Below are 24,628 nucleotides of genomic sequence, written 5' to 3'. Positions count from 1 at the left end.
CCGCGCTCACGGGGCTAATGTCAGCCGTGACCTGCCCGGGGCCGAAGTGTGCCCTGAGGCCGTTAACCCGGAAGAGGACGGTCATCACCGTGGACCTGATGGAGTACCAAGCGAAGGAGCTCTTCGCCAAGCATGGCGTGCCGGTCACCGTCGGCACCGTCGTGACCAAGGCCGAGGACGCCGCAGCCGCAGCCGAGGAGCAGGGCGGCCGCGTCGTCGTCAAGGCCCAGGTGCAGGCAGGTGGCCGGGGCAAGGCCGGCGGGGTCAAGCTCGCCGAGACGCCCCAGGACGCCGTGGCCCGCGCCGAGGACATCCTCGGCATGGACATCAAGGGCCTGACGGTCCACCGGGTGCTGATCGCACCGGCCGCCGACATCAAGGACGAGTACTACTTCTCGTTCCTGGTCGACCGGGCCAACCGGGACTACCTGTGCATCGCCAGCGTCGAGGGCGGCGTCGAGATCGAGGTCGTCGCGCACGAGAACCCCGAGGCGCTCGCCAAGGTGTCGATCGACCCGCAGGTCGGCGTCGACGACGCGAAGGCCGCCGAGATCGTCGCGGCCACCAGGTTCCCGGCCGAGGTCGCCGACCAGGCGAAGGACGTCATCAAGAAGCTGTGGGACGTCTTCATCAAGGAGGACGCCACGCTGGTCGAGGTGAACCCGCTGTGCCTGCTCGGCGACGGCACCCTCGAGGCGCTCGACGGCAAGGTCACCCTCGACGAGAACGCGGAGTTCCGCCACGAGGAGCACGCCGCGTTCGAGGACAAGCAGGCGGCCGACCCGCTCGAGGCCAAGGCGAAGGCCAAGGGCCTCAACTACGTGAAGCTCGACGGTGCCGTGGGCATCATCGGCAACGGCGCCGGCCTCGTGATGTCGACGCTCGACGTGGTCGCCTACGCCGGTGAGAAGTACGACGGAGTGAAGCCGGCGAACTTCCTCGACATCGGCGGCGGCGCCTCGGCCGAGGTGATGGCCAACGGCCTCGACGTGATCCTCAACGACAGCCAGGTCAAGAGCGTCTTCGTCAACGTCTTCGGCGGCATCACCTCCTGCGACGCGGTCGCCAACGGCATCGTGCACGCCCTGGAGATCCTGGGCGACGAGGCCAACAAGCCGCTCGTCGTACGCCTCGACGGCAACAACGTCGAGGAGGGGCGCCGCATCCTGAACGAGGCGAACCACCCGCTCGTGACGCTGGTGGACACCATGGACGGCGCAGCTGACCGCGCCGCCGAGCTGGCTTCGAAGTAGAGGGCTGAACATGTCAATCTTTCTGAACGAGAACTCCAAGGTCGTCGTGCAGGGCATGACGGGCTCCGAGGGGCAGAAGCACACCCGTCGGATGATCGCCTCCGGCACGAACATCGTCGGCGGCGTGAACCCGAAGAAGGCCGGCCAGAGCATCGACTTCGACGGCACCGCCGTCCCGGTGTTCGGCTCGGTCAAGGAGGCGATGGACGCCACCAGCGCCGACGTCTCGGTCGTCTTCGTCCCGCCGGCCGGCACCAAGGGTGCCGTCCTCGAGGCCGTCGACGCCGCGATGCCGCTCGTCGTGGTGATCACCGAGGGCGTCCCGGTGCACGACACCGCGGACTTCTTCTCCTACGCGCAGGCCAAGGGCACCACGCGGATCATCGGCCCGAACTGCCCCGGCCTGATCAGCCCCGGACTGTCCAACGCGGGCATCATCCCGGCCAACATCACCAAGGCCGGCCGGGTCGGCCTCGTGTCGAAGTCCGGCACGCTGACCTACCAGATGATGTACGAGCTGCGTGACTACGGCTTCTCCTCGGCCGTCGGCATCGGTGGCGACCCGATCATCGGTACGACGCACATCGACTGCCTCAAGGCGTTCGAGGAGGACCCGGACACCGACGCGATCGTGATGATCGGCGAGATCGGCGGCGACGCCGAGGAGCGTGCGGCGGCGTACATCAAGGACAACGTCAAGAAGCCGGTCGTCGGCTACGTCGCGGGCTTCACCGCTCCCGAGGGCAAGACGATGGGCCACGCCGGCGCGATCGTGTCCGGCTCGTCCGGCACCGCGCAGGCGAAGAAGGAGGCCCTCGAGGCCGTCGGCGTCAAGGTCGGCAAGACGCCGTCCGAGACCGCCGAGCTGATGCGCGAGATCCTCAAGGACCTCTGAGCCCCAGCTCCTGGTTCGACCGTGAGGGCCGCCGCCACCGAGAGGTGACGGCGGCCCTCACGCGTGTGGCCGACAGCAACCCCGACCCGGGCCGAGAGTAACCCCGACCCGGGTGTCGAGCAGGTCCGACCCGGGTCTGAGTTGACGGTGACGTGGCTCGAGCCCGGGTCGACCTCGACCGAGGCCCGGGTCGGGCTGAGCTGCGGGCCGGGTCAGGCGGTGGGCCAGCCGGCGGGGACGGCGAGGGCGTCCCAGCCCGGCGGCGGGGTCCAGCCGGCCCAGGACTCGTCCCACCAGTGGTCGCCCGCGGTGAGCATCTGCTCGATCGCCATGCCGGTGGAGCGGATCGCGTCGGCCTGCTCGGCGGTGTACCGCTCCTCGGCGACCCGCTGCTCGAACAGCTCGGCGTCCTTGACCTGCCACGTGCCGCCGGCCGGGAGCCAGTAGTCGAGCTCGTGGTCGAGGGTGTCGAAGCCCCCGTCGTACCGGCGGACGGGGTCCTGGAGGTTGAGGTACCAGCCGGAGAAGGCCCGCGCCGGGCCGTTCCAGAACAGGTCGACGGAGTAGGCGTCGCCGGGCCGGTGCAGCATCAGCTTGCCGTGCCCCCGCCACGTGCTGAAGCCCTGGGTCCGCCAGGGGTGCTCCCACCGGTCGAACGGCCAGTCGGCGAACGCCAGCTCGGAGCCGGGCGCGAGGTACACCGCGAGCAGGTCTGCGTCGTCGCGCACCACCCGCGTCGTGAACGCCGCCCACGGGTGCCCGTGCAGCACCTCCCGCCGTACGACGGGCGTCCCCACGTCCCAGTGCCCACCGACCCGCCCAGCGCTCCGCCCGCTCACGTGACCGCGTTCCGCACCGTGTACTCGGGCCGGAGGTGCTCGTCGCCCTCGAGCACCGCGACGAGGTGGCCCACGGCGTCGAAGACGTCGGCGTGCGTGACGTACAGCGGGGCGAACCCGAACCGCGCCACGTCCGGCGTGCGGAAGTCGCCGACGACCCCGCGCTCGACGAGCGCCTGCACCACGCCGTACGCCTGCTCGTGCCGCAGCGACACCTGGCTCCCGCGCCGGCCGTGCTCGCGCGGCGTGATCACCTCGAAGGCGGAGCCCAGGCGGGCGTTGACGAGCTCGAGGAACAGGTCGGTCAGCGACAGCGACGCCGCCCGGAGCACGTCGAGCGACACCCCGTCGAACACGTCGAGCGCGGCGTCGAGCGCGGAGAGCGCGAGCACCGGGGGCGTGCCGGAGGCCATCCGGGCGATGCCGTCGGCGGGCGTGAAGGCGCGGTCCATGTCGAACGGGCGGGAGTGCCCGAACCACCCGGTGACCGGCTGGTCCCAGGCGGCCTGGTGGCGGGGGTGCACCCACGCGAACGCGGGGGAGCCGGGACCGCCGTTGAGGTACTTGTAGGTGCAGCCGACCGCGATGTCGGCGTCGGCGTCGAGCAGGGCGACCGGGACGGCGCCGGTGGAGTGGCAGAGGTCCCACTGGACCAGCGCGCCGGCGTCGTGCGCGGCGGCGGTGAGCGCGGCGAGGTCGTACATCGCGCCGGACCGGAAGTCGACGTGGGTCAGCGAGAGGAGCGCGACGTCCTCGTCGAGGGAGGCGGCCGGGTCCGCGGGGTCGCACCAGCGCAGCTCGAGGTCGAGCATCCGGGCGACGCCGGCCGCGACGTACCCGTCGGTGGGGAAGGTGGTCGGCTCCAGCACCACCACGCGGCGGCCGGGCCGCAGCCGGCTGGCGGCCACGAACGTCTTGAACAGCGTGACCGTCGTGGAGTCGCCGACGTGCACGTCGCCGGGCGCGACGCCGATCAGCGGCGCGATCCGGTCCCCGACCCGCCGGCCGAGGCCGACCCAGTCGGCGGTGTTCCACGAGGAGATCAGGCCGGTGCCCCACTCCTCGGCGACCACCTGCTGCAGCCGCGGCGCCACCGCGCGGGGCAGCGCGCCGAGCGAGTTGCCGTCGAGGTACACGACCCCGTCGGGGAGGGCGAAGAGCTCACGGCGGGCGCGCAGCGGGCTCGCCAGGTCGAGGGCGACCGCGTCGGCGCGCGTCGGGTGCTGGGTCACCCCCGCACCCTAGACCGGGGCTCAGCCGAGCTCGCGGAGCCGGTCGGCGGACCGGACCAGCAGGGAGTGGAAGCCGGTCGCCGTCATGTCGTCGCTGGGGGCGGGCGCGAACGTGAGCTGGGCGACGGTGTCGCCGACCCGCACGAAGCCGAGCCGGAAGCGCACCTTCTGCTTGTCGCTGATCTCGGTCTGCAGGTCCCAGCTGGAGAGGTCGAGCTGCGGCGACCGGTCCGCCTGGTGCCGCTCGCCGCTGACCTGGGTGGCCAGGTCGCGGTCCTCGCAGCGCGCCACGCTGCGGCGCACGTCGCTCAGGAACCGGCGCGCGGCGGCCGGGGTGCGGAACCGGCCGTAGGTCTCCGACAGCCCGAACCGCGCGGGCAGCGACGCCTCGGGGATCAGGTAGGTCCGGGTCCGTGTCGTCGTGGCACCGGCCTTCGCGAAGTCCGCCTGGTCGCAGGTGGTCGCCGACGGGTTCCGCCGGGCGGGTGCGGGCCTGGTGCCCACCCAGGGCCGGGCGATCCGGCCGACGGGCGGCAGGTCCGCGACGGCCAGGATGCCGCGCTCCTCCCCGGACGGCGGCGGGGGTACGACGCGGTAGGTCGGCTGCTTCGCGCAGTCCGCGGAGCCGCTGCGCGCGCACAGCATCGCCACCGAGTCCGCGAGCGACTGGGTGATCTGCGAGGGCGGGGGCGGGCTCGCGCCGACCGTGCTGCCGACGGTGGAGGTGGTCACCTTGCCGGTGCGGGCGATCGCCACCGACAGGGTGGTGACCGGCTTCTTCCACAGCCGCAGCATCAGCACGGCGGCCTCGTCACCGATGTTGTCGACCCGGTAGGAGCTCAGCACCTGGAGCCGGCCCACCCGGCAGCCGGCGTACCAGCCGACCGTGGTGCGGAAGCCCAGCCGGGCCTGCCGCTCCGAGCGGGAGACCTCGACGGTCTGCACGGCCGAGCGCTGGGCTCCGCCCCGGGTGGAGAAGGTCCGCACGAGCGCGGCGACCCCGTCGGGGTCGGCGAACCGGGTCTGCTGGCAGGTGGTGTTGATGCCGTCGCCGGAGGTGTTGTCGTCGGTGCGGGTGACCTGCCAGGGCCGGTCCTCACCGAGCCGGCGGATCTGGTCGCGGTCGAGGAGGTTGGCGCCGGTCGGGGTCGTGTCGGTGACCGCCGCCGTCGCCGGGACCTCCGGCTTCACCAGGCGGAGCTCGCCGGCGTCGCTGGCGTTCGGCTGGTAGGCCAGGGCGCCGGAGCCGAGCGCGACGACGGCCGCGACCGCGGTGCCGACCAGGGCGTGCCCCTGGCGGCGCTTGCGGCCGGCCCGGCGGACGATCGGGCCGCGGGGGGAGCGAGGCGTGCTCGAGCAGCGCGTCGAGCGCCACCACACGGACGTGGGCGGTGGCCGGGTCGACGCCGAGCCGGGCGGTGAGCGCCTCGGTGGCCGAGCGCAGGTTGTGCTCGGCCACCTCGCGGGTCACCCCCAGCTCGCGGGCGGCGTGCCCCGGCTCGAGGCCGGCGAGGTCGACGAGCAGCAGCACCCGGCGCTGGGCGACCGGCAGGGCGGCGAGCGCGTCGAGCACCGCCTTGTGCTGCTCGGTCGTGCCCTTGGTCCGGTGCCAGATCCGGGCGGTGTGCCGGCGCTGGGCCAGCTGCCAGGCCCGGGGGCGGACCCAGTCGAGGGGGTCCTCCAGACGGGACACCTTGCGCCAGTGCTGCCACGCCCCGACGTACGCGTCGCGCACCGCCGACTGCGCCGCCGGCAGGTCACCGGTGAGGGCGAGCGCCTGGTGCAGCACCGGTCGACGGGTCGCCCGGTAGAAGGAGTCGAAGCTCTCCTCCCGCGCCATGCGTGTCTCCTGTCGTCCGGTCGCGCGTCCTGGTCGCCGCCGGGGCGTGCAGCACCCCGCTCGGACCCGCGTGGAAGTCCTCCACGGTAGTGGCCGCGCACCGCCGTTCCTAACCGGCGTGGGAGCCCGAGATCGAGATCACGCTCGGCGAGGATGGGCCGGGATGACTGATCTTCTCGCCCCCCCGTGGCACCCGGACGCCCCCCTCGGACCGGCCCGGGAGCACCCCCCAGCGCCCGCTCGCCCTCGGCGCGGCCCTCGCCGGCGTGGTCGCCTCCGGTGCCGTGCTGATGGGGTGCATGGCCCTCGGCCTGGTCGGCTGGTTCGCCTCCGACGCGGGCGGCCACGGCACCACCCGCGACGCGATCCGGGTCGGCGCGGACGGCTGGCTGCTCGCCCACGGCGCCACCCTGCACCTCACCACCGGTGCGGTCAGCGCGACCGTCACCGCGCTCCCGCTCGGCCTCACCGTGCTCTGCGCGTACGTCGCGCACCGGCTCGGCGCCTGGGCCGCCCGCACGTCCGCGGTCGAGGATGCCGGCACCGTGCTGCTCGGCACCGTCGTGATGTCCGGCCTGTACGGCGTCGTGGCGCTGGTCACCGCGCTGCTGGCGGCGACCGCCACCGCCGAGTCCAGCCTGCTGCGCGCGTTCGCGGGCGGCTTCGCGCTGGCCTTCGTCGGCGGCGGCTCGGGCATCCTGGCCGGCAGCGCGCACGTCGTGGACTGGCGGGGGAGGGTCCCGGAGACCGGCCGGGCGATCCTGAAGGGGGCGCTCGCCGCGACGCTGGCGATGGTCGCGGCCGGCGCCGTGCTGCTCGCCGTCGCGCTCGTCCTGGACCTCGGGTCGGCCGCGAACGTGCTGTCCCGGCTGCACGCGGACACCTCCGGCGGGCTGCTCTACACCGTGCTCGTCGCGGCCGTCGCCCCGAACGCCGCGCTGCTCTCCGGCTCCTACCTGCTGGGCCCCGGCTTCGCCGTCGGCACCGGCACGGTGGTCTCGCCGTCGGCCGTGGTGCTCGGCCCCGTCCCGGCGTTCCCGCTGCTCGCGGCGCTGCCCTCCGAGGGCTCGCCGTCGCCGCTCACGAGCGCCCTGGTCGCCGTACCCGTGCTGGTGGGTGCGCTCGCCGCGGTGCTGGTGGTCCGCCGCTTCCCAGCCTACGGCTTCGAGGTCGGCGCGGTCCGCGGGCTCGGGTCGGGGGTGCTGGGCGGCGTCCTGCTCACCGTGCTGGTGATGCTCGCCGGCGGTGCGGTCGGGCCCGGGCGGATGGCCGACGTCGGCGCCGACCTGGTGCCCACCTTCGTGGCCGCCACCGTCGCGATGGGCGTCGGCGGTCTCGTCGGCGGCGTCGGCGCCACCTGGTGGTCGCGCCGTCGGTAGCCTGTCCGCCGTGACGAACCCTGGCACCCCGGCCCGCCTGGTCGTGCTCGTCTCCGGCGCGGGGACGAACCTGCAGGCCCTGCTCGACGCGTGCGCCGACCCGGCGTACGGCGCCGAGGTGGTCGCCGTGGGGGCGGACCGCGACGGCATCGAGGGGCTGGCCCGGGCCGAGCACGCCGGGGTCCCCACGTTCGTGCACCGGGTCAAGGACCACGCGAGCCGCGAGGAGTGGGACGCGGCGCTGACCGCGACCTGTCTGGACTACCGGCCCGACGTGGTCGTCCTCGCCGGCTTCATGAAGCTGACCGGCACGACCTTCCTGGCCGAGTTCGGGGGCCGCTGCGTGAACACCCACCCGGCGCTCTCGCCGTCGTTCCCGGGCATGCGCGGGCCCGCCGAGGCGCTGGAGTACGGCGTCAAGGTGACCGGCGCGACGCTGTTCGTCGTGGACGCCGGCGTCGACACCGGCCCGATCGTGGCCCAGGTCGCGGTGCCGGTCGAGGACGACGACGACGTCGACGCGCTGCACGAGCGGATCAAGGTCGCCGAGCGCGCGATGCTGGTCGACACCGTCGGCCGGATGGCCCGCGAGGGGTTCACCATCACCGACCGCAAGGTGCGCCTGGGCCCCCCGGCTCGCTAGGCTGGGCACACACGACTGGCGCAGGTGGGCAACCACCGGGGAGTGAAGCCGAGAGCATCGAACGCCTGGGTGCCCTCATCACCACCTGATGAGGAGCCTCCCCATGTCCGAGCAGACGCCCGCCCAGCCCGACGCCCGCCAGCCGGTCCGCCGGGCCCTGGTCTCCGTCTACGACAAGTCCGGCCTCGAGGAGCTCGCCCGGGCGCTGCACGCCGCCGGGGTGGCGCTGGTCTCCACCGGGTCGACCGCCGCGCGGATCGCCGACGCCGGCGTCCCGGTGACCCCGGTCGAGGAGCTCACCGGCTTCCCCGAGTGCCTGGACGGCCGGGTGAAGACGCTGCACCCGATGGTGCACGCGGGCATCCTCGCGGACCGCCGCCTGGAGTCCCACCGCGCCCAGCTCCAGGAGCTCGGCGTCGAGCCCTTCGACCTGGTCGTGTCCAACCTGTACCCCTTCACCGAGACGGTGACGAGCGGCGCGGCGCCCGACGAGTGCGTCGAGCAGATCGACATCGGCGGGCCGTCGATGGTGCGGGCCGCCGCGAAGAACCACCCGTCCGTCGCGATCGTGACCTCCCCCGGGCAGTACGACGAGCTGCTGGCCGCCGTCCGTGAGGGCGGGACGACGCTGGCCCAGCGCAAGCGGCTGGCCGCCGAGGCGTTCGTGCACACCGCGACGTACGACGTGGCCGTGGCGTCCTGGATGGGCAGCGTGCTCACCGACACCTCCGACGGCACCGGCTTCCCGGCCTGGATGGGGGCGACCTGGGACAAGGCGACGGTGCTGCGCTACGGCGAGAACCCGCACCAGCGCGCCGCCCTCTACACGAGCGGGTTCGCGCCGGAGCCGGGTCTCGCGCAGGCCACCCAGCTGCACGGCAAGGAGATGTCCTACAACAACTACGTCGACGCGGACGCGGCCCGCCGGGCGGCCTACGAGCTCGACGGCGCCGCGGTCGCGATCATCAAGCACGCCAACCCGTGCGGCATCGCGGTCGGCGCCGACGTCGCCGAGGCGCACCGCAAGGCGCACGCCTGCGACCCGGTCTCGGCCTTCGGCGGGGTGATCGCCACCAACGTGCCGGTCTCGGTCGCGATGGCCGAGCAGGTCGCCGAGATCTTCACCGAGGTCGTCGTGGCGCCCGGGTACGACGAGGGCGCCGTCGAGGTGCTGGCCCGCAAGAAGAACATCCGGGTCATCGAGTGCGCCCCGGCGACCCGCGGCGGCCTCGAGACCCGCGGGATCTCCGGCGGCCTGCTGATCCAGGCCCGGGACGCCGTCGACGCCGAGGTGGACGGCGGCGGGGACGACCCGTCGAAGTGGACGCTCGCGACCGGCCGGGCCGCCTCGCCCGAGCAGCTCGCCGACCTCGCGTTCGCGTGGAAGGCCTGCCGGTCGGTGAAGTCCAACGCGATCCTGCTGGCCTCCGACGGCGCCTCGGTCGGCGTCGGCATGGGCCAGGTCAACCGGGTCGACTCCTGCCGGCTCGCCGTCGAGCGGGCCGGGGAGCGAGCCGCCGGCTCGGTCGCCGCCTCCGACGCGTTCTTCCCGTTCGCCGACGGACCCCAGGTCCTCGTCGACGCCGGGATCAGCGCGATCGTCCAGCCCGGCGGCTCCAAGCGCGACGACGAGGTCGTCGCGGCGCTCGAGGCGGCCGGCGTGACGATGTACTTCACCGGCACCCGGCACTTCTTCCACTGAGCCCGTCCCCGCGAATGATTGGATGACCCCCGTGAGCGCACAGATCCTCGACGGCAACGCGACCGCCAAGGCCATCAAGTCCGAGCTCACCGTCCGTGTCGACGCGCTGCGCGAGCAGGGCGTGGTGCCCGGCCTCGGCACCGTCCTGGTCGGCGACGACCCGGGCTCGAAGTGGTACGTCGGCGGCAAGCACAAGGACTGCGCGGAGGTCGGCATCACCTCGATCCGGGTGGACCTCCCGGAGAGCGCGACGCAGGCCGAGGTGGAGGCGGAGGTCGACCGGCTGAACGCCGACCCGGCCTGCACCGGCTACATCGTCCAGCTGCCGCTGCCCAAGCACATGAGCGAGCACGACGTGCTCGGCCGGATGGACCCGGCCAAGGACGTCGACGGCCTGCACCCCACGAACCTCGGCTGGCTGGTCCTCGGCAAGCCCGCGCCGCTGCCCTGCACGCCGTACGGCATCGTCGAGCTGCTCCGTCGCCACGACGTCGCGATCGCCGGCGCCGAGGTGGTGGTGGTCGGCCGTGGCGTGACCGTGGGCCGCCCGCTGGGCCTGCTGCTGACCCGGCGCAGCGAGAACGCGACCGTGACGCTGTGCCACACCGGCACCCGCGACCTGGCCGCGCACGTGCGCAACGCCGACATCGTGGTGGCCGCGGCCGGCGTGCCCGGCATCATCTCCGGCGCCATGGTCAAGCCCGGCGCCGCGGTGCTCGACGTCGGGGTGTCCCGGGTGGACGGAAAGATCGCCGGCGACGTCGCCGCCGACGTGCACGACGTGGCGGGCTGGGTCTCCCCGAACCCCGGGGGCGTCGGCCCGATGACCCGGGCGATGCTGCTGTCCAACATCGTGTCGGTGGCCGAGCAGTCCCTCGAGCGGGGCTGACGGCGTCGATGCCTCCTCCCGACGGCCCGCTGAAGCGGCCGCAGACGCTCGGCGGAGTGGTCTACCTCGCCGTGGTCGCTGCGTCGGTGGTGGGCCTCGGGATCGTCTTCTTCGGGGCCTGGCGCACCGGGCTCGCCTGGGTCGGCACCGCCCTGCTGGTCTCGGCCGGCACCCGGCTGGTGCTCTCGGAGCGCCGGGCCGGGATGCTCCGGGTGCGCCGCAAGTGGTCCGACGTGCTGATGCTGACCGTCGCCGGCGTCGGCCTGATCGTGCTCACGATCGTCGTGCCCAACCAGCCGCCGACCTAGACGAGAGCGGCCGGCCCCCTCGGGGACCGGCCGCTCCGTTCCGCTGTGCTCAGATCAGGCCGAGACCGGTGACCGCGTCGCGCTCCTCGACGAGCTCGGCCGCGGTGGCGTCCATCCGGCCGCGCGAGAAGTCGTCGATCTCGAGGCCCTGGACGATCTCCCAGTCGCCGCCCTTGGTGACGACGGGGTAGGAGTAGATCAGGCCCTCGGGGATGCCGTAGGAGCCGTCGGACCGGACCGCCATCGAGACCCAGTCGCCCGCGGGGCTGCCGTGCAGCCAGTCACGGGCGGCGTCGATGGTGGCCGACGCGGCGGACGCCGCCGAGGACGAGCCGCGCGCCTCGATGATCGCGGCGCCGCGCTTGGCGACGGTCGGGATGAAGTCGTTCTCGATCCAGGCCTGGTCGCCCACGACCTCGGCGGCGTTCTTGCCACCGACCTCGGCGTGGAAGATGTCGGGGTACTGGGTCGCGGAGTGGTTGCCCCAGATCGTCAGCTTCTTGATGTCCCGCACGGTGCTGCCGGTCTTGGCGGCGAGCTGGGACAGGGCCCGGTTGTGGTCCAGGCGGGTCAGCGCGGTGAAGCGCTCCTGCGGGATGTCCGGGGCGTTGGTCATCGCGATCAGCGCGTTGGTGTTGGCCGGGTTGCCGGTCACGCCGATCCGGATGTTGTCGGCCGCGACCTCGTTGAGCGCCTTGCCCTGGGCGGTGAAGATCGCGCCGTTGGCCTCGAGCAGGTCGCCGCGCTCCATGCCCTTGGTCCGGGGACGGGCGCCCACGAGCAGGGCGAGGTTCGCGCCGTCGAAGACGGTGTTCGCGTCGTCGCCGATCTCGACGCCGGCCAGCGTCGGGAACGCGCAGTCGTCGAGCTCCATCACGACGCCCTCGAGCGCCTTGAGGGCCGGGGTGATCTCCAGCAGCTGCAGCTGGACCGGGGTGTCCTTGCCGAGCAGGTCCCCGCTCGCGATCCGGAAGAGCAGGCTGTAGCCGATCTGGCCGGCGGCGCCGGTGACGGCGACCTTGACGGGGGTAGTGCTCACGGGAGGCTCCTGGTCTGTCTGGGTCCAGTTGTCTGGGCTTCGGGGCCGACGCTAGCAAGGGTCCGGCCCGCGGGGGCACCCCGGCTCGTAGGGTGCTCGCGTGACCCAGCACCTGACCCCGCTGCTCAACGACCTCGCCGTGAGCGTCGCCGCCCCCGCCATCGTGCTGTCCGGCCCCGACGGCCAGGTCGGTCGCGGCGGCGTCCAGGGGTGGTTCGTCGACGACGTGCGGCTGCTCGCCGAGCTGTCCGTCTCGGTGCGGGGCAGCGACCTGGAGCTGATCGGGTCCGACCTGAGCGGCGCCGACCGGCAGTCCTACACCTACGTCGCGCGGCGGCTCGGCGGCTGGATCCACGACCCGCAGGTGAGCGTGGACCGCCGGCGCTCGCTGACCGCGGCCGGCCTGGTCGAGGAGATCGAGGTCGCCTCGCGCGCCCAGGAGGACGTCCCGCTCACCCTGTACGTCGACCTCGCGACCGACCTGGCCCCGATGGCCGAGGTCCGCGGCGGCCGGCACCTCGAGGACCACGCCGTCGCGGGGGAGCGGACCGAGCACGGCCTGGCCTGGCGGCGCGGCGAGACCGGTGTGGAGGTGGCGTTCGCGCCGGCCCCCGACGACGTGGACGAGGGCCGCCGCGCGAGCTGGTCGACCACCCTCGCGCCCGGGGGGTCGTTCACCGTCCGGCTGACCTTCACCGCGCACGGCACCCCCGCGCTGGGGCCCGGAGGACCGGCACCGTGGGGCGGGGTCGCCGTCGACGCGCCCGACGTCCGGCTGCCGCGGCTGGTCCGGCAGAGCCTGGCCGACCTCGGCGGGCTGCTGATGAAGGACGGCGACGACGCGTTCGTCGCGGCCGGCGCGCCCTGGTTCCTGACCCTGTTCGGCCGCGACTCGCTGTGGGTGGCCCGGCTGATGATGCCGTTCACGACCGGGCTGGCGCTCTCGACGCTGCGCACCCTGGCCCGGCGGCAGGGCACGAAGGTCGACCCGGACTCCGAGGAGCAGCCCGGCAAGATCCTCCACGAGGTCCGCAACACCACCCTCGAGCTCGGCGGGATGAGCCTGCCGCCGGTCTACTACGGCACCGTCGACGCGACGCCGCTGTTCGTCTGCACGCTCGCCGACGCCTGGCAGTGGGGCGCCGACCGCGAGCAGGTGGCCGACCTGCTGCCCGTCGTACGCCGGTGCCTGGCGTGGGTGGTCGAGCAGTCGCGGGAGTCCGGCTGGCTGCGCTACGTCGACCTGTCCGGGCGCGGCCTGGCCAACCAGGGCTGGAAGGACAGCGTCGACTCGGTGCAGTTCGCCGACGGCCGGCTCGCCGAGGCGCCGATCGCGCTCAGCGAGGTGCAGGGCTACGCCTACGAGGCCGCCGTTCGGGGTGCCGCGCTCCTCGAGGCGTTCGGCGAGGAGCCGGTCGCCGGTCTCGCCGACTGGGCGACGGACCTCCGGGCGCGGTTCGCCCGCGACTTCTGGGTGGACACCGCCGAGGGCGGGCACGTCGCGATCGCGCTCGACGGCACCGGCGCCCAGGTCGACTCGGTGGCCTCCAACATGGGCCACCTGCTGGGCACCGGGATCCTCGACGACGAGCGGACGGCGCGCGTCGTCGAGGTGCTGACCGCCCCCGACATGGCCTCGGGCTTCGGGCTGCGCACGCTGACCAGCCGGTCCCCGCGGTTCTCCCGGCTCAGCTACCACGGCGGCTCGGTGTGGCCGCACGACACCGCGGTCGCGGTGCGCGGCCTCGCGCTCGACGGGTACGTCGACGCGGCCGCCGACCTCACCGCCGGGCTCGTGGCCGCGAGCGAGGGCGTGGCCTACCGCCTGCCCGAGCTGTACGGCGGTGACCAGTCGACCGACGTGGCGTTCCCGGTGGACTACCCGGCGTCGTGCCGCCCACAGGCCTGGGCGGCGGCCGCACCGCTGGCCTGCCTGGTGGCGGTCACCGGCCTCGACGTGGACGCCGCGACCGGGCGGGTGGAGGTCCCCGAGGTGGTGAGCACCCGGCTCGGGTCGTTCACGCTGCACGGGGTGCGCGTCGGCGACCGCGAGCTCACCGTCCGCGTCGACGGGGCCGGCCACGTGCACGTCCTCCCCGCCTGACAGGAAGGGAGCCGACCCGGGCCCGGTGCAAGCCCGACCCGGGCCTCGCGCAATGCCGGCCCGGGTCTCACGCAAGCCCGACCCGGGTCTGGTGCAAGCCCGACCCGGGTCTCACACAATGCCGACCCGGGTCTCACGCAAGGCCGACCCGGGTCTCACGCAAGGCCGACCCGGGTCTCACGCAAGGCCGGTGCTGCCAGGCCCGGGTCGGGGTGAACCCAGGCCCGGGTGGGCATGAACCCAGGCCCGGGTCGGGGTGAACCCGGGCCCGGGTGGGCATGAACCCAGGCCCGGGTCGGGGTGGACTTAGGGCCGGGTCGGCATGTGCCCAGGCCCGGGTCGACGTGTGCCGAGGGCCGGGTCGACGTGTGCCGAGGGCCGGGTCGGCGTGTGCCGAGGGCCGGGTCGATGTGTGCCCAGGGCCGGGTCGGGGTGGGTCAGGCTGGGGTGTGGCCCTGGAGGTGGGGCTGGGTCTGGTCCTGGGGCGGGGTGGCGGCGACGCGGGAGGCCATCAGGTGGCCGCCGAGGTAGCCGCCGACGGCGAGCACGGACGAGGCGGCCAGCCCGAGGGTCCGGCCGCGGCCGTGCGCCCCGCGGCGGCGGGCCAGCCAGGACGACGCGAACAGCGCGACGGCCACCCCGTTGGTGACCGCGTGCACCACGCCGACGCGCTGGCGTGGCTCGTCCAGGGTGGTCCAGTCGGCCCAGCCGCTCCAGGCGGTGGGGCCGGCGGTCAGCAGCCCGAGCCCGACGAGCCGGGTGGCGGCCGGCCGCGCGGAGCGACCGCCGACGAGGTCCAGAGTGACCGCGGAGGTCCACAGGCCGATCGGCAGGTCGGTCAGCACCGGGTGCAGGGGATGGCCGAGCCAGGCTCCCTGCAGGACGTCGCGCCGGGTCGGGTCCGCGACGAACAGGTCCGCCAGCGGGCGGACCGTGCGGACCAGCGGGTCGAGCGCCGAAGCGGTCTCCAGCCGACGCGTCCAGGCCAGGGCTGCGGGAACGGGGGGTCATGGTGCTCCTCTCGCCGGGGACCACCAGTATCACCCGCGGGCGCGGGCGAGACGGGGGTGGTTGGCGCGGATCCCCGCCGTTAGCGTTGCAGGGGTCGGTAAGTTATCTTGACGTCAAGACATAATTCCGGACAGACGTGGAACGGAGCCCCGGTGACGGACTCGAAGATCATCTACACGCACACGGACGAGGCGCCCCTGCTGGCGACGTACTCCCTCCTGCCGATCATCTCGGCCTACGCCTCCACGGCCGGGGTGAGCGTCGAGACCCGCGACATCTCCCTCGCGGGCCGGGTGATCGCCGCCTTCCCCGACCGGCTCCGGCCCGAGCAGCGGCTCGACGACGCGCTGGCCGAGCTCGGCGAGCTGGCCAAGAAGCCCGAGGCCAACATCATCAAGCTGCCGAACATCAGCGCCTCGGTCTCGCAGCTCAAGGCGGTCGTCGCCGAGCTGCAGTCGCAGGGCTTCGACGTGCCGGACTACCCGGACAACCCGACCACCGACGAGCAGCGGGACGCCCGCGCGCGCTACGACAAGATCAAGGGCAGCGCCGTGAACCCGGTGCTCCGCGAGGGCAACTCCGACCGCCGCGCCCCCGCCTCGGTCAAGCAGTACGCCCGCAACCACCCGCACTCGATGGGCGCCTGGTCGCCGGAGTCGAAGACCAACGTCGCGCACATGACCGCCGACGACTTCCGCTCCAACGAGAAGTCCGCGGTCCTCGGGGCCGACGACACGCTGCGCATCGAGCTCGTCGGCGACGACGGCACCACCACCGTGCTGCGGGAGTCCGTGCCCGTGCTGGCCGGCGAGATCGTCGACGCCACCGTGCTTCGGGTCGCCGCGCTGCGCGAGTTCCTCACCGCCCAGATCGCCCGCGCCCGGGCCGAGGACGTGCTGTTCTCGGTGCACCTCAAGGCCACCATGATGAAGGTCTCCGACCCGATCATCTTCGGCCACGTCGTGCGCGCCTTCCTGCCCGAGCTGTTCGCGGAGCACGGCGACGCGCTGGCGGCCGCCGGCCTCAGCCCGAACGACGGGCTCGCCGGCATCCTCAAGGGCATCGAGTCCCTGCCGCAGGGCGCGGAGATCAAGGCCGTCATCGACCGGTGCATCGCCGAGGGACCCGCGCTCGCGATGGTCGACTCGGACAAGGGCATCACCAACCTGCACGTCCCCAGCGACGTCATCGTGGACGCCTCCATGCCCGCGATGATCCGCACCAGCGGCCACATGTGGGGCCCGGACGGCGCCGAGGCCGACACCCTCGCGGTGATCCCGGACTCCTCCTACGCCGGCATCTACCAGGTCGTCATCGACGACTGCCGCGCGCACGGCGCCTACGACCCGGCCACGATGGGCTCGGTGCCCAACGTCGGGCTGATGGCGCAGGCCGCCGAGGAGTACGGCTCCCACGACAAGACCTTCGAGGTGCCGGCCACCGGCACCGTCCGGGTCGTCGACGGGTCGGGCACCGCGCTGCTCGAGCACGCCGTCAGCGCCGGCGACATCTGGCGGATGTGCCAGACCAAGGACGTCCCGGTCCGCGACTGGGTCAAGCTGGCCGTCACCCGCGCCCGCGCCACCGGCGACCCGACGGTGTTCTGGCTCGACGCGGGCCGCGCGCACGACGCGAACCTGATCGCCAAGGTGCACGCCTACCTCCCCGAGCACGACACCGAGGGCCTGGACATCCGGGTGATGGCGCCCGAGGACGCGATCGCGTTCTCCCTCGAGCGGATCCGGCGCGGCGAGGACACCATCTCGGTGACCGGCAACGTGCTGCGCGACTACCTCACCGACCTGTTCCCGATCCTCGAGCTCGGCACCAGCGCCAAGATGCTGTCGGTCGTGCCGCTGATCAACGGCGGCGGGCTGTTCGAGACGGGCGCCGGTGGCTCGGCCCCCAAGCACGTGCAGCAGCTCGTCAAGGAGAACCACCTGCGCTGGGACAGCCTGGGCGAGTTCCTGGCCCTGGCCGAGAGCTTCGGCCACCTCGGGGAGTCCACCGACAACGCCCGGGCCCGGATCCTGTCCGCGACCCTCGACCGGGCGACCGGCACGTTCCTCAACGAGAACAAGTCCCCGAGCCGCAAGGTCGGGGAGATCGACAACCGGGGCAGCCACTTCTACCTCGCGCTGTTCTGGGCCGAGGAGCTCAGCAGCCAGACCGACGACGCGGAGCTCGCGTCGGCGTTCGGCGAGCTGGCGAAGGCGCTGCGCAGCAACGAGGACGCGATCAACGCCGAGCTGCTCGCGGTCCAGGGCTCGCCGGCCGACATCGGGGGCTACTACCGTCCCGACGCCGCCCTGGCCGCCGCGGTGATGCGGCCCTCGAAGACGCTGAACGAGACGCTGTCCGCCCTGGGCTGACCGTCCCGCCCACGGGCCCGTGCCCGGGTGCGCACTGCCGTGCGTGCCCGGGCACGCGTGCGTCCGGGCTCAGGTGCCGGTCGGCCCGAAGCGCTCCACCCGGACCACGTCCGCCGGCACGCCGAGGTCCACCAGCAGCCGGCTGGCGGTCTCCGCGAACCCCGTGGAGCCGCAGACGTACGCCGTGCGCAGGTCCTCGCGCAGCACCGGCCGCAGGTCGTCGGCGTTCACCCGGCCCGCCCGGCGGCCGTCCACGTCCTGCCGGGTGACCACCAGCCGGTGCCCCGCGAGCTCCTCGCGGTAGGGCACGTCATCGGTCGTGCGCGCCGAGACCACCAGGTCGAGCAGGTCCTCGCGGCCGAGGTCGCGGGCGTGCCGCAGCATCGCGACCAGCGGGACGACGCCGGTGCCGCCCGCGACCCCGATCGCGGGCGTCGTACCGGCCCAGACGAACCAGCCGCCGACCGGGCCGCGCAGCTCGAGCTCGTCGCCGACCCGGACGACGTCCGCGAGGTGCGGGGACACCTCCCCGTCGTCGAGCCGCTCGACCCAGAACTCCAGCAGCGGGTCGGCGGGGGAGGAGGCCACCGAGTAGGACCGGGACGCGGTGTAGCCGTCCTCGGCGCGCAGCCGGAACACGTAGTGCTGCCCGGGCAGGTGGTCGGTGCGGCCGGCCACCTCGATCCGCAGCAGCACGGCGTCCGGGTGCGGGTGCCGGACCTCGCGGACCACCCCGGTGCACCAGCCGCCGCTGGGCGCGCCGCTCGCCGTCTCGGTCATCGGGGAGCTCATCAGTCCCCCTGGTAGCGCTGCTCGAGCCACGGGTCGCCGCGGTCGTGGTAGCCGTTCTGCTCCCAGAAGCCCTGCTGGTCGTGGTCGAGCAGGGTCAGCCGGGTGACCCACTTCGCGCTCTTCCAGAAGTACAGGTGCGGCACCAGCAGCCGGACCGGCCCGCCGTGGTCGCGGGGGAGCGGCTGCCCGTCGTACGTCCAGACCACCCAGGCCCGGCCGCCGGTGACGTCGGCGAGCGGCAGGTTGGTGGTGTAGCCGGTGGTGCAGGTCGCCAGGACGTACGACGCCTCGGGCGCCGGGTCCGCGACGGCGAGCAGCTCGTCCACGCTCACCCCGGAGAACCGGGTGCCGAACTTCGACCAGGTGGTCACGCAGTGGATGTCGCCGGCGTACTCCGACTGCGGCAGCGCGTGCGCCTCGTCCCACGTCCAGGTCGTCGGCGTCGCGACCAGGCCGTCGACGGTCATCGTCCAGCGCTGCGGGTCCAGCACCGGGGTGACCTCGGCGGTGAGCACCGGCCAGTCCCGTCCGACGTCGTACTGGCCCGGCGGGAGGCGGTCCGGCTGCCGGGGACGGCGCCGGCCCACGAAGCCACGGGTCGGGGGCGGGGTGCTGGGGGCCATGCCGGGAGTCTCCGGCCGCGGCTTCCCCGACGTCAAGGAGCGGCGAGGAGTGTCACCTCGGTCAACCCGGCCCGCTGGGAGGTGTGTTCTGTAGCGCTCAAGGGAATACCGGGTCAGGCGGGTCGTCTTGCACGAAGTGGACATGTCACTGCGTCCAGCCCCGCGCCACACCCGTGAGATCAAGGATCCCGCTGTGCCCTCCCCCTCCCGCCCGCCGCACGTCACGCTCGCTCTGATCGCGCTCGCCACCGGCGGGTTCGGGATCGGCACCACCGAGTTCGTGACGATGGGGCTGCTCCCGGACATCGCCGACGGCATCGGCGAGTCGATCCCGACCACCGGGCACATCATCACCGCCTACGCCCTCGGCGTGGTCGTGGGTGCGCCGGTGATCGTCTCGCTCGCCGCCCGGCTCCCCAGGCGGGCGCTGGCGATCGGGCTGGTGCTGGCGCTGGGCGTGGGCAACGCGATCACCGCCTCCGCGCACGGCTACTGGCCGGTGATGGCGGCCCGCTTCGTGGCCGGGCTGCCGCACGGCGCCTACTTCGGCGTGGCCTCCCTGATCGCGGCCTCCCTGGTCCCGGTCCAGTACCGCGGCCGGGCGGTGTCCTCGGTCATGCTCGGTCTCTCGGTCGCCACGGTCGCCGGGGTGCCGGCCAGCACCTGGCTCGGGCAGAACCTCGGCTGGCGCACCGCCTACTGGGCGGTGCTCGGCGTGACCGTGCTCACCGCCCTGCTGATCCTCGCGTTCGTGCCGTCCACGCCGGGCGACCGGACCGCCACCCTGCGCGGCGAGCTGGCCGCGCTGAAGAAGCCGCAGGTGCTGTTCGCGGCCGCGTCGGGCATGGTCGGCTTCGGTGGCGTGTTCGCGATGTACAGCTACGTCGCCCCGGTCGTCACCGACGTGACCGGGCTGTCCCGGTCGACGATCCCCGGCTTCCTGCTGGCCTTCGGGCTGGGGTCGGTGGTCGGCACCTGGGTGGCCGGCCGGCTCGCGGACTGGAACGTCAACCGCTCGGTGGTGGCGGCGTTCCTGGCCAGCATCGTGACCCTGGTGCTGTTCTACCTGCTCTCGCCGTACGCCGTCCCGACCGTGGTCCTGGTGTTCCTCGTCGGCGTGCTCGGCTCGGTGCTGGCGATCAACCTGCAGCTGCGGCTGATGCACGCCGCGGGCGACGCGCAGATGCTCGGGGCCGCGCTGAACCACTCGGCGCTGAACACCGCCAACGGGCTCGGGGCCTGGCTGGGCGCCGTGGTGATCTCCGGCGGCTACGGCTACCGGGCGCCCAGCCTGCTGGGCGCCGGCCTCGCGGCCGCCGGGCTGGTGGTGTTCGGGATCGGGATGCTCGTCGAGCGGCGCCGGGTCGCGGCGGTGCTCGGCCGCGAGGAGCTCACGGCGGCGGCCGCTCAGCGCGCCGAGGCGGTCCCGGCGTACTCCTCGGCCAGCAGGTCGTAGGTCACGCAGTCGGTCAGGCTGCCGTCCCCCAGGCGCAGCGAGCGGCGCTCGCGGCCGGTGCGGACGAAGCCGTTCGCCGCGATCACCCGCTGCGAGGCGGCATTGCCCTCGGCGGCGCTGACCTGCAGCCGCTGCAGACCGAGACCTCCGTCGTCCGCGGACGCGAACGCGTGCCGCACCGCCAGGGCACAGCCCTCGCTCATCACGCCCCGTCCGCGGGCGTCCGGGTGCGCCCAGTAGCCGATCTCGGCGTCCCGGCCGCGGGTCAGGTCGAACAGCGCGATGCTGCCCAGCAGCTCGTCGGTCCGGGCGTCGGCGACGGCCCATCCGACCCCGGCCCCGGTCGCCAGCAGCTCCACCCGGGAGGCGAGGTAGTCCTCGGCGTCGGGGCGCGTGTACGGGTCCGGGAGCCGCCAGAGCCAGTGCCGGGTGCGCTCGTCGGTGCACGCCTGCACGACCCGCTCCGCGTCCTCGAGGCGCCAGGGCCGCAGCACCACCTTCTCGCCCTCCACCCGGTGCGCCACCAGCCAGTCAGTGCGCGGGGCCCGTTCGTCGCCGGCCCGCAGCACGCCGACCCACGCGTCGCGCAGCACCCCGCGCTGGGGCAGCCACTGCGGCACGGTGCCCTCGAGGGTGAAGCCGAGCCGCCAGGCGGCCCGCCGCGACGCCCAGTTGCCGCGGTTGGCCCACCAGATCACCGTCTGCAGTCCCTGCTCCTCGAACCCCCAGGCCAGCAGCAGCTCCAGGGCCCGGTGCACGATCCCGCGGCCGCGGGCCCAGGGGTGCGCGCCGTAGGCGATCTCGGCGCGGGCGTCGCCCTCGTGGCGCAGCTCGACGGTGCCGCAGAAGCGCGCGACGCCCGTGTCGTCGGTCGCCTCGACCGCGAAGACCCAGCTGCCGGCGGCCCAGGCCGCGGGCACCCGCGCGCCCACGAACCCTTCGGCCTGCTCGCGGGTGTAGTCGACCGGCACGGTCGTCCAGGCCCGGCTGACCGGGTCGAGGCACTGCTCGAGGACGCCGTCGACGTCGCCGGCGTGGTGCGCGCGCAGGGTCACCACGCCGTCGGTGAGCACGGGCACGGCCTCGGGGAAGGTGGCGGTCGTCACCGCGCCCACCCTGCCCAGTCACGGTCGCCTCTGCAAACCCTTATCGTTGTGGGCATGGACGAGAGTCACAGACCATGAACGGCACGCTCGCGAACATCGGGCTTGTCGTCGTCTTCGTCCTCATCGGCAGCATGTTCGCCGCTGCCGAGATCGCGCTGGTGTCACTGCGCGACGGGCAGGTGCGGGCGATGGCGGGCCGAGGGCGTCGCGGCGAGGCCGTCGCGCGGCTGTCGGCGGACCCCAACCGGTTCCTGGCCGCGGTCCAGGTCGGCGTCACGCTGGCCGGGTTCCTGTCCGCCTCCTTCGGTGGGGCGACGCTCGCCGGCGACCTGTCGCCGAAGCTCGTCGACTGGGGCGTGCCGGCCGGCGCCGCGGACATCGTCGCGCTGGTGCTGGTGACGATCGCGATCTCCTACGTCTCCCTGGTGCTCGGCGAGCTGGCTCCCAAGCGGCTCGCGCTGCAGCGCGCCGAGGGGTTCGCGATGGCGCTCGGCCCGACCGTCGACCGGATCGCCAAGATCTCGCGTCCGGTCATCTGGCTGCTGTCGGTCTCGACCAACGTCGTGGTCCGGCTGGTCGGCGGCGACCCGAACGCCAAGAGCGAGCAGATGTCCGACGAGGAGCTGCGCGACCTGGTCAACGCCCACGAGACCCTGGGCGAGGAGGAGCGGCGGATCGTCGAGGACGTCTTCCAGGCCGGCGACCGGCAGATCCGCGAGGTGATGATCCCGCGCACCGAGGTGGACTTCCTGGACTCCTCGACCCCGGTGTTCCGGGCCGCCCGGGAGGCGCTGCACCAGCCGCACTCCCGCTACCCGGTCATCCGGGGCTCCGCCGACGACGTGATCGGCTTCGTGCACGTGCGCGACCTGCTCGACCCCGAGATGGCCAACCGCTCGCTGCGGGTCGGCGAGCTGGCCCGGCAGATCCTCGTGCTGCCCTGGACCCGCCCGATCCTCGCGGCGCTCGCCGACATGCGGCGCGAGGGCATGCACCTCGCGATCGTCGCCGACGAGTACGGCGGCACCGCGGGCATCGTCACGATGGAGGACCTCGTCGAGGAGCTCATCGGCGACATCAAGGACGAGTACGACCTCGACGAGTCCGAGACCACCGTGCACGGCGGCGGCGAGGTCGAGGTCGACGGCCTGCTGAACCTCGACGACTTCGAGGACGAGACCGGCGTCGAGCTGCCCGAGGGACCCTACGAGACGGTGTCGGGGTTCTTGATGCAGCGGCTCGGCCGGATCCCGCAGGCCGGTGACTGGGTGGACTACGCCGAGCGCCGGATCACCGTGCGCGAGGTCGAGGGCCGCCGGGTCGGGCGCGTGCTGGTGACCGCCGTACCCGTGCAGGCGACCGTGAACCCGGACCCTCCGACCAGCATCGAGCCCGTGCCGGAGCCCGTGCCGGAGCCCGCGCCCGAGCCGACCGCCGAGCGGGAGGCCGAGCCGGCCGAGCAGGACCGGGCGGACCAGCCGGCCCAGTAGCCCCGACGTCCCGACGTCAGCCGCGCGTCCGCCGGTGGGCCTGCCGGGGGCCACCGACCCCGACCCTGGAAGAATGCCCGGCATGTCCGACGCCCCCGCCGCCCGTCCCCGGGTCCTCTCCGGGATCCAGCCGACCGCCGACTCGTTCCACTTCGGCAACTACCTCGGCGCGCTGCGGCAGTGGGTGGCCCTGCAGGACGACTACGAGCCGTTCTTCTTCATCGCCGACCTGCACGCGATCACCGTCGAGCAGGACCCGAAGGTGCTCCGCGACCGGGTCCGCCGGGCCGCCGCCCAGCTGCTCGCGATGGGCATCGACCCGCAGCGCTCCGCGGTCTTCGTGCAGTCCCAGGTGCCCGCGCACGCCCAGCTCGGCTGGGTGCTGCAGTGCCTGACCGGCTTCGGCGAGGCCCGCCGGATGACGCAGTTCAAGGACAAGTCCGCCAAGGGCGGCGAGGGCGCCGCGTCGGTCGGGCTGTTCACCTACCCGATCCTGCAGGCCGCCGACATCCTGCTCTACCGGCCGGCCTACGTCCCGGTGGGCGAGGACCAGCGCCAGCACCTCGAGCTCACCCGCGACCTCGCGCAGCGGTTCAACCACCGCTACAAGAAGACGTTCCGCCTCCCGGAGCCGTACATCCTCGAGGAGACGGCGAAGATCACCGACCTCCAGGACCCGACCGCGAAGATGTCCAAGTCCGCCTCCTCGCCGGCCGGCATCGTGGAGATGCTCGACGACCCGAAGGTGTCGGCGAAGAAGATCCGCTCGGCGGTCACCGACTCCGGCTCCGAGGTGCGCTTCGACGAGGCGGAGAAGCCGGGCGTCTCGAACCTGCTGACGATCTTCTCCGCGCTGACCGGCAGCAGCATCGCCGACCTCGAGCAGACGTACGACGGACGGGGGTACGGCGACCTCAAGAAGGACCTCGCCGACGCCGTGGTGGAGTTCGTGACGCCGTTCCGGGACCGCACCCTGGAGCTGCTCGACGACACCGCCGGGCTCGACGAGATCCTGCTCGCCGGGGCCGAGAAGGCGGGGGGCCGTGGCGGAGCGCACGCTGGCCGACGTCTACGACCGGGTCGGGTTCGCGGCTCCGGCCGCCCGCCCGGGCCGCTAGGGTCGCACCGTGACGACGACGATCGGGGTTGCCATCGCCGTCCCGGAACCCTGGGGCGAGCAGCTCCAGAGCTACCGCGAGGGCCTCGGCGACGCGACGGCCTCGGGGATCCCCACCCACATCACGCTGATGCCGCCGGTGGAGGTCGACGAGGAAGCGGTGGCCACCCTCGAGAAGCACCTCGCCGAGGCGGCCGCGACCAACGTCGCCTTCCGGATCCGGCTGCGCGGCACCGGGACGTTCCGCCCGGTCTCCCCGGTGGTATTCGTGATGGTCGCCGAGGGCATCTCCGGCTGCGAGCAGCTCGCCGGGTCGGTGCGCCGCGGGCCCCTCGACGCGGACCTGCAGTTCCCGTACCACCCGCACGTCACCGTCGCCCACCACCTGGCCGACGAGACCCTCGACCGGGCGTTCGACGACCTGGCCGGCTTCGAGTGCGACTTCATCGTCGACCGTTTCTCGCTCTACGTGCACGACCGGGACTCCGGCTGGGCGCCCACCCGCGACTTCGTGCTGGCGGCACCGCTCGATGGGTAG

21 protein-coding genes, 1 pseudogene and 1 riboswitch are annotated in these 24,628 nt (G+C 73.5%); of the genes and pseudogenes, 13 read left to right on the top strand and 9 right to left on the bottom strand.

Annotated elements, in window-relative coordinates; translation table 11 throughout:
• Positions 1 to 89 precede the first annotated feature (89 nt).
• Together sucC and sucD are read left to right on the top strand one after the other, a co-directional pair.
• Complete coding sequence (gene sucC / locus KRR39_RS15170; RefSeq protein WP_216938156.1) at positions 90 to 1,253, top strand: ADP-forming succinate--CoA ligase subunit beta; 1,164 nt, start codon at positions 90 to 92, stop codon at positions 1,251 to 1,253.
• Positions 1,254 to 1,263: 10 nt separating this feature from the next.
• Positions 1,264 to 2,148, top strand: a complete 885-nt coding sequence (gene sucD, locus KRR39_RS15165) for a succinate--CoA ligase subunit alpha (RefSeq protein WP_216938154.1) — start codon at positions 1,264 to 1,266, stop codon at positions 2,146 to 2,148.
• A gap of 212 nt (positions 2,149 to 2,360) precedes the next feature.
• Here the strand turns inward: sucD and KRR39_RS15160 are convergent, their stop codons facing one another.
• From KRR39_RS15160 to KRR39_RS15145, 4 genes are read right to left on the bottom strand one after another with little or no spacing between them, the layout of a single operon-like run.
• A complete protein-coding gene (locus KRR39_RS15160) occupies positions 2,361 to 2,987 on the bottom strand; it encodes a ribonuclease FAU-1 family protein (RefSeq protein WP_216938152.1) in 627 nt (208 codons plus the stop codon).
• The gene (gene kynU / locus KRR39_RS15155) at positions 2,984 to 4,219 is read right to left on the bottom strand and encodes a kynureninase (RefSeq protein ID WP_216938150.1); all 1,236 of its coding nucleotides are present in this window, start codon (positions 4,217 to 4,219) and stop codon (positions 2,984 to 2,986) included. Before kynU ends, KRR39_RS15160 begins: the two co-directional genes overlap by 4 nt.
• A gap of 21 nt (positions 4,220 to 4,240) precedes the next feature.
• Positions 4,241 to 5,410 (bottom strand): hypothetical protein, encoded by a 1,170-nt coding sequence (locus tag KRR39_RS15150; protein ID WP_216938148.1) that lies wholly within the window; start codon positions 5,408 to 5,410, stop codon positions 4,241 to 4,243.
• Positions 5,316 to 6,059, bottom strand: a complete 744-nt coding sequence (locus tag KRR39_RS15145) for a SigE family RNA polymerase sigma factor (RefSeq protein ID WP_216938146.1) — start codon at positions 6,057 to 6,059, stop codon at positions 5,316 to 5,318. The genes KRR39_RS15150 and KRR39_RS15145 overlap by 95 nt, the downstream gene beginning before the upstream one ends.
• 266 nt (positions 6,060 to 6,325) lie before the next feature.
• On the opposite strand from KRR39_RS15145, the gene KRR39_RS15140 reads away from it, so the two are divergent.
• From KRR39_RS15140 to KRR39_RS15120, 5 genes are all read left to right on the top strand, one after another.
• The gene (locus KRR39_RS15140; protein WP_216938143.1) at positions 6,326 to 7,438 is read left to right on the top strand and encodes a cell division protein PerM; all 1,113 of its coding nucleotides are present in this window, start codon (positions 6,326 to 6,328) and stop codon (positions 7,436 to 7,438) included.
• A 10-nt stretch (positions 7,439 to 7,448) separates the two neighbouring features.
• Positions 7,449 to 8,081, top strand: coding sequence for a phosphoribosylglycinamide formyltransferase (gene purN, locus KRR39_RS15135; protein ID WP_254185174.1), 633 nt, complete (start codon positions 7,449 to 7,451; stop codon positions 8,079 to 8,081).
• Position 8,082: 1 nt separating this feature from the next.
• A riboswitch (ZMP/ZTP riboswitch) is annotated at positions 8,083 to 8,159 on the top strand.
• A gap of 25 nt (positions 8,160 to 8,184) precedes the next feature.
• The gene (gene purH, locus KRR39_RS15130) at positions 8,185 to 9,783 is read left to right on the top strand and encodes a bifunctional phosphoribosylaminoimidazolecarboxamide formyltransferase/IMP cyclohydrolase (protein WP_216938141.1); all 1,599 of its coding nucleotides are present in this window, start codon (positions 8,185 to 8,187) and stop codon (positions 9,781 to 9,783) included.
• Between the two features lie 31 nt (positions 9,784 to 9,814).
• The gene (locus KRR39_RS15125; RefSeq protein ID WP_216938138.1) at positions 9,815 to 10,672 is read left to right on the top strand and encodes a bifunctional methylenetetrahydrofolate dehydrogenase/methenyltetrahydrofolate cyclohydrolase; all 858 of its coding nucleotides are present in this window, start codon (positions 9,815 to 9,817) and stop codon (positions 10,670 to 10,672) included.
• A gap of 8 nt (positions 10,673 to 10,680) precedes the next feature.
• Positions 10,681 to 10,980: a DUF3017 domain-containing protein gene (locus KRR39_RS15120; protein WP_216938136.1), complete on the top strand. Its 300-nt coding sequence runs from the start codon at positions 10,681 to 10,683 to the stop codon at positions 10,978 to 10,980.
• A 49-nt stretch (positions 10,981 to 11,029) separates the two neighbouring features.
• Here KRR39_RS15120 and KRR39_RS15115 read toward each other — a convergent pair whose 3' ends face one another.
• The gene (locus KRR39_RS15115; protein ID WP_216938134.1) at positions 11,030 to 12,019 is read right to left on the bottom strand and encodes a malate dehydrogenase; all 990 of its coding nucleotides are present in this window, start codon (positions 12,017 to 12,019) and stop codon (positions 11,030 to 11,032) included.
• 100 nt (positions 12,020 to 12,119) lie between these two features.
• Here KRR39_RS15115 and KRR39_RS15110 point away from each other — a divergent pair, with 100 nt between their 5' ends.
• Complete coding sequence (locus KRR39_RS15110; protein ID WP_216938132.1) at positions 12,120 to 14,123, top strand: glycogen debranching N-terminal domain-containing protein; 2,004 nt, start codon at positions 12,120 to 12,122, stop codon at positions 14,121 to 14,123.
• 437 nt (positions 14,124 to 14,560) lie between these two features.
• Here the strand turns inward: KRR39_RS15110 and KRR39_RS15105 are convergent, their stop codons facing one another.
• Positions 14,561 to 14,977, bottom strand: coding sequence for a DUF2231 domain-containing protein (locus KRR39_RS15105; protein ID WP_367303746.1), 417 nt, complete (start codon positions 14,975 to 14,977; stop codon positions 14,561 to 14,563).
• 309 nt (positions 14,978 to 15,286) lie between these two features.
• Between KRR39_RS15105 and KRR39_RS15100 the strand changes: the two genes are divergently transcribed.
• Positions 15,287 to 17,506, top strand: a complete 2,220-nt coding sequence (locus KRR39_RS15100; protein WP_216938127.1) for an NADP-dependent isocitrate dehydrogenase — start codon at positions 15,287 to 15,289, stop codon at positions 17,504 to 17,506.
• Between the two features lie 69 nt (positions 17,507 to 17,575).
• On the opposite strand, the gene KRR39_RS15095 is transcribed toward KRR39_RS15100, so the two are convergent.
• Both KRR39_RS15095 and KRR39_RS15090 read right to left on the bottom strand, forming a co-directional pair.
• Positions 17,576 to 18,298: an FAD-binding oxidoreductase gene (locus KRR39_RS15095; RefSeq protein ID WP_254185173.1), complete on the bottom strand. Its 723-nt coding sequence runs from the start codon at positions 18,296 to 18,298 to the stop codon at positions 17,576 to 17,578.
• On the bottom strand, positions 18,298 to 18,921 hold the full coding sequence (locus tag KRR39_RS15090) for a sulfite oxidase-like oxidoreductase (RefSeq protein WP_216938125.1): 624 nt from the start codon (positions 18,919 to 18,921) through the stop codon (positions 18,298 to 18,300). The genes KRR39_RS15095 and KRR39_RS15090 overlap by 1 nt, the downstream gene beginning before the upstream one ends.
• 193 nt (positions 18,922 to 19,114) lie before the next feature.
• Between KRR39_RS15090 and KRR39_RS15085 the strand changes: the two genes are divergently transcribed.
• Positions 19,115 to 20,377 carry an MFS transporter gene (locus tag KRR39_RS15085; RefSeq protein WP_254185172.1) on the top strand — a complete coding sequence of 421 codons (1,263 nt, stop codon included), beginning with the start codon at positions 19,115 to 19,117 and terminating at the stop codon, positions 20,375 to 20,377.
• On the opposite strand, the gene KRR39_RS15080 is transcribed toward KRR39_RS15085, so the two are convergent.
• Positions 20,329 to 21,483 (bottom strand): GNAT family N-acetyltransferase, encoded by a 1,155-nt coding sequence (locus KRR39_RS15080; protein ID WP_216938123.1) that lies wholly within the window; start codon positions 21,481 to 21,483, stop codon positions 20,329 to 20,331. The two genes, KRR39_RS15085 and KRR39_RS15080, sit on opposite strands and share 49 nt — an antisense overlap.
• A 74-nt stretch (positions 21,484 to 21,557) precedes the next feature.
• Between KRR39_RS15080 and KRR39_RS15075 the strand changes: the two genes are divergently transcribed.
• From KRR39_RS15075 to KRR39_RS15065, 3 genes and pseudogenes are all read left to right on the top strand, one after another.
• The gene (locus tag KRR39_RS15075) at positions 21,558 to 22,973 is read left to right on the top strand and encodes a hemolysin family protein (protein ID WP_216938116.1); all 1,416 of its coding nucleotides are present in this window, start codon (positions 21,558 to 21,560) and stop codon (positions 22,971 to 22,973) included.
• 73 nt (positions 22,974 to 23,046) lie between these two features.
• A pseudogene (trpS, locus tag KRR39_RS15070) lies at positions 23,047 to 23,949 on the top strand (tryptophan--tRNA ligase); the annotation flags it as partial.
• A gap of 151 nt (positions 23,950 to 24,100) precedes the next feature.
• Positions 24,101 to 24,628 (top strand): 2'-5' RNA ligase family protein, encoded by a 528-nt coding sequence (locus KRR39_RS15065; protein ID WP_216938114.1) that lies wholly within the window; start codon positions 24,101 to 24,103, stop codon positions 24,626 to 24,628.

It is taken from the genome of Nocardioides panacis (genome assembly GCF_019039255.1).
GTDB classification, from domain to species: domain Bacteria; phylum Actinomycetota; class Actinomycetes; order Propionibacteriales; family Nocardioidaceae; genus Nocardioides_B; species Nocardioides_B panacis.
The sequence above is the reverse complement of the archived record's forward strand: the minus strand, read 5'-3'. Positions and strand labels throughout refer to the sequence as shown.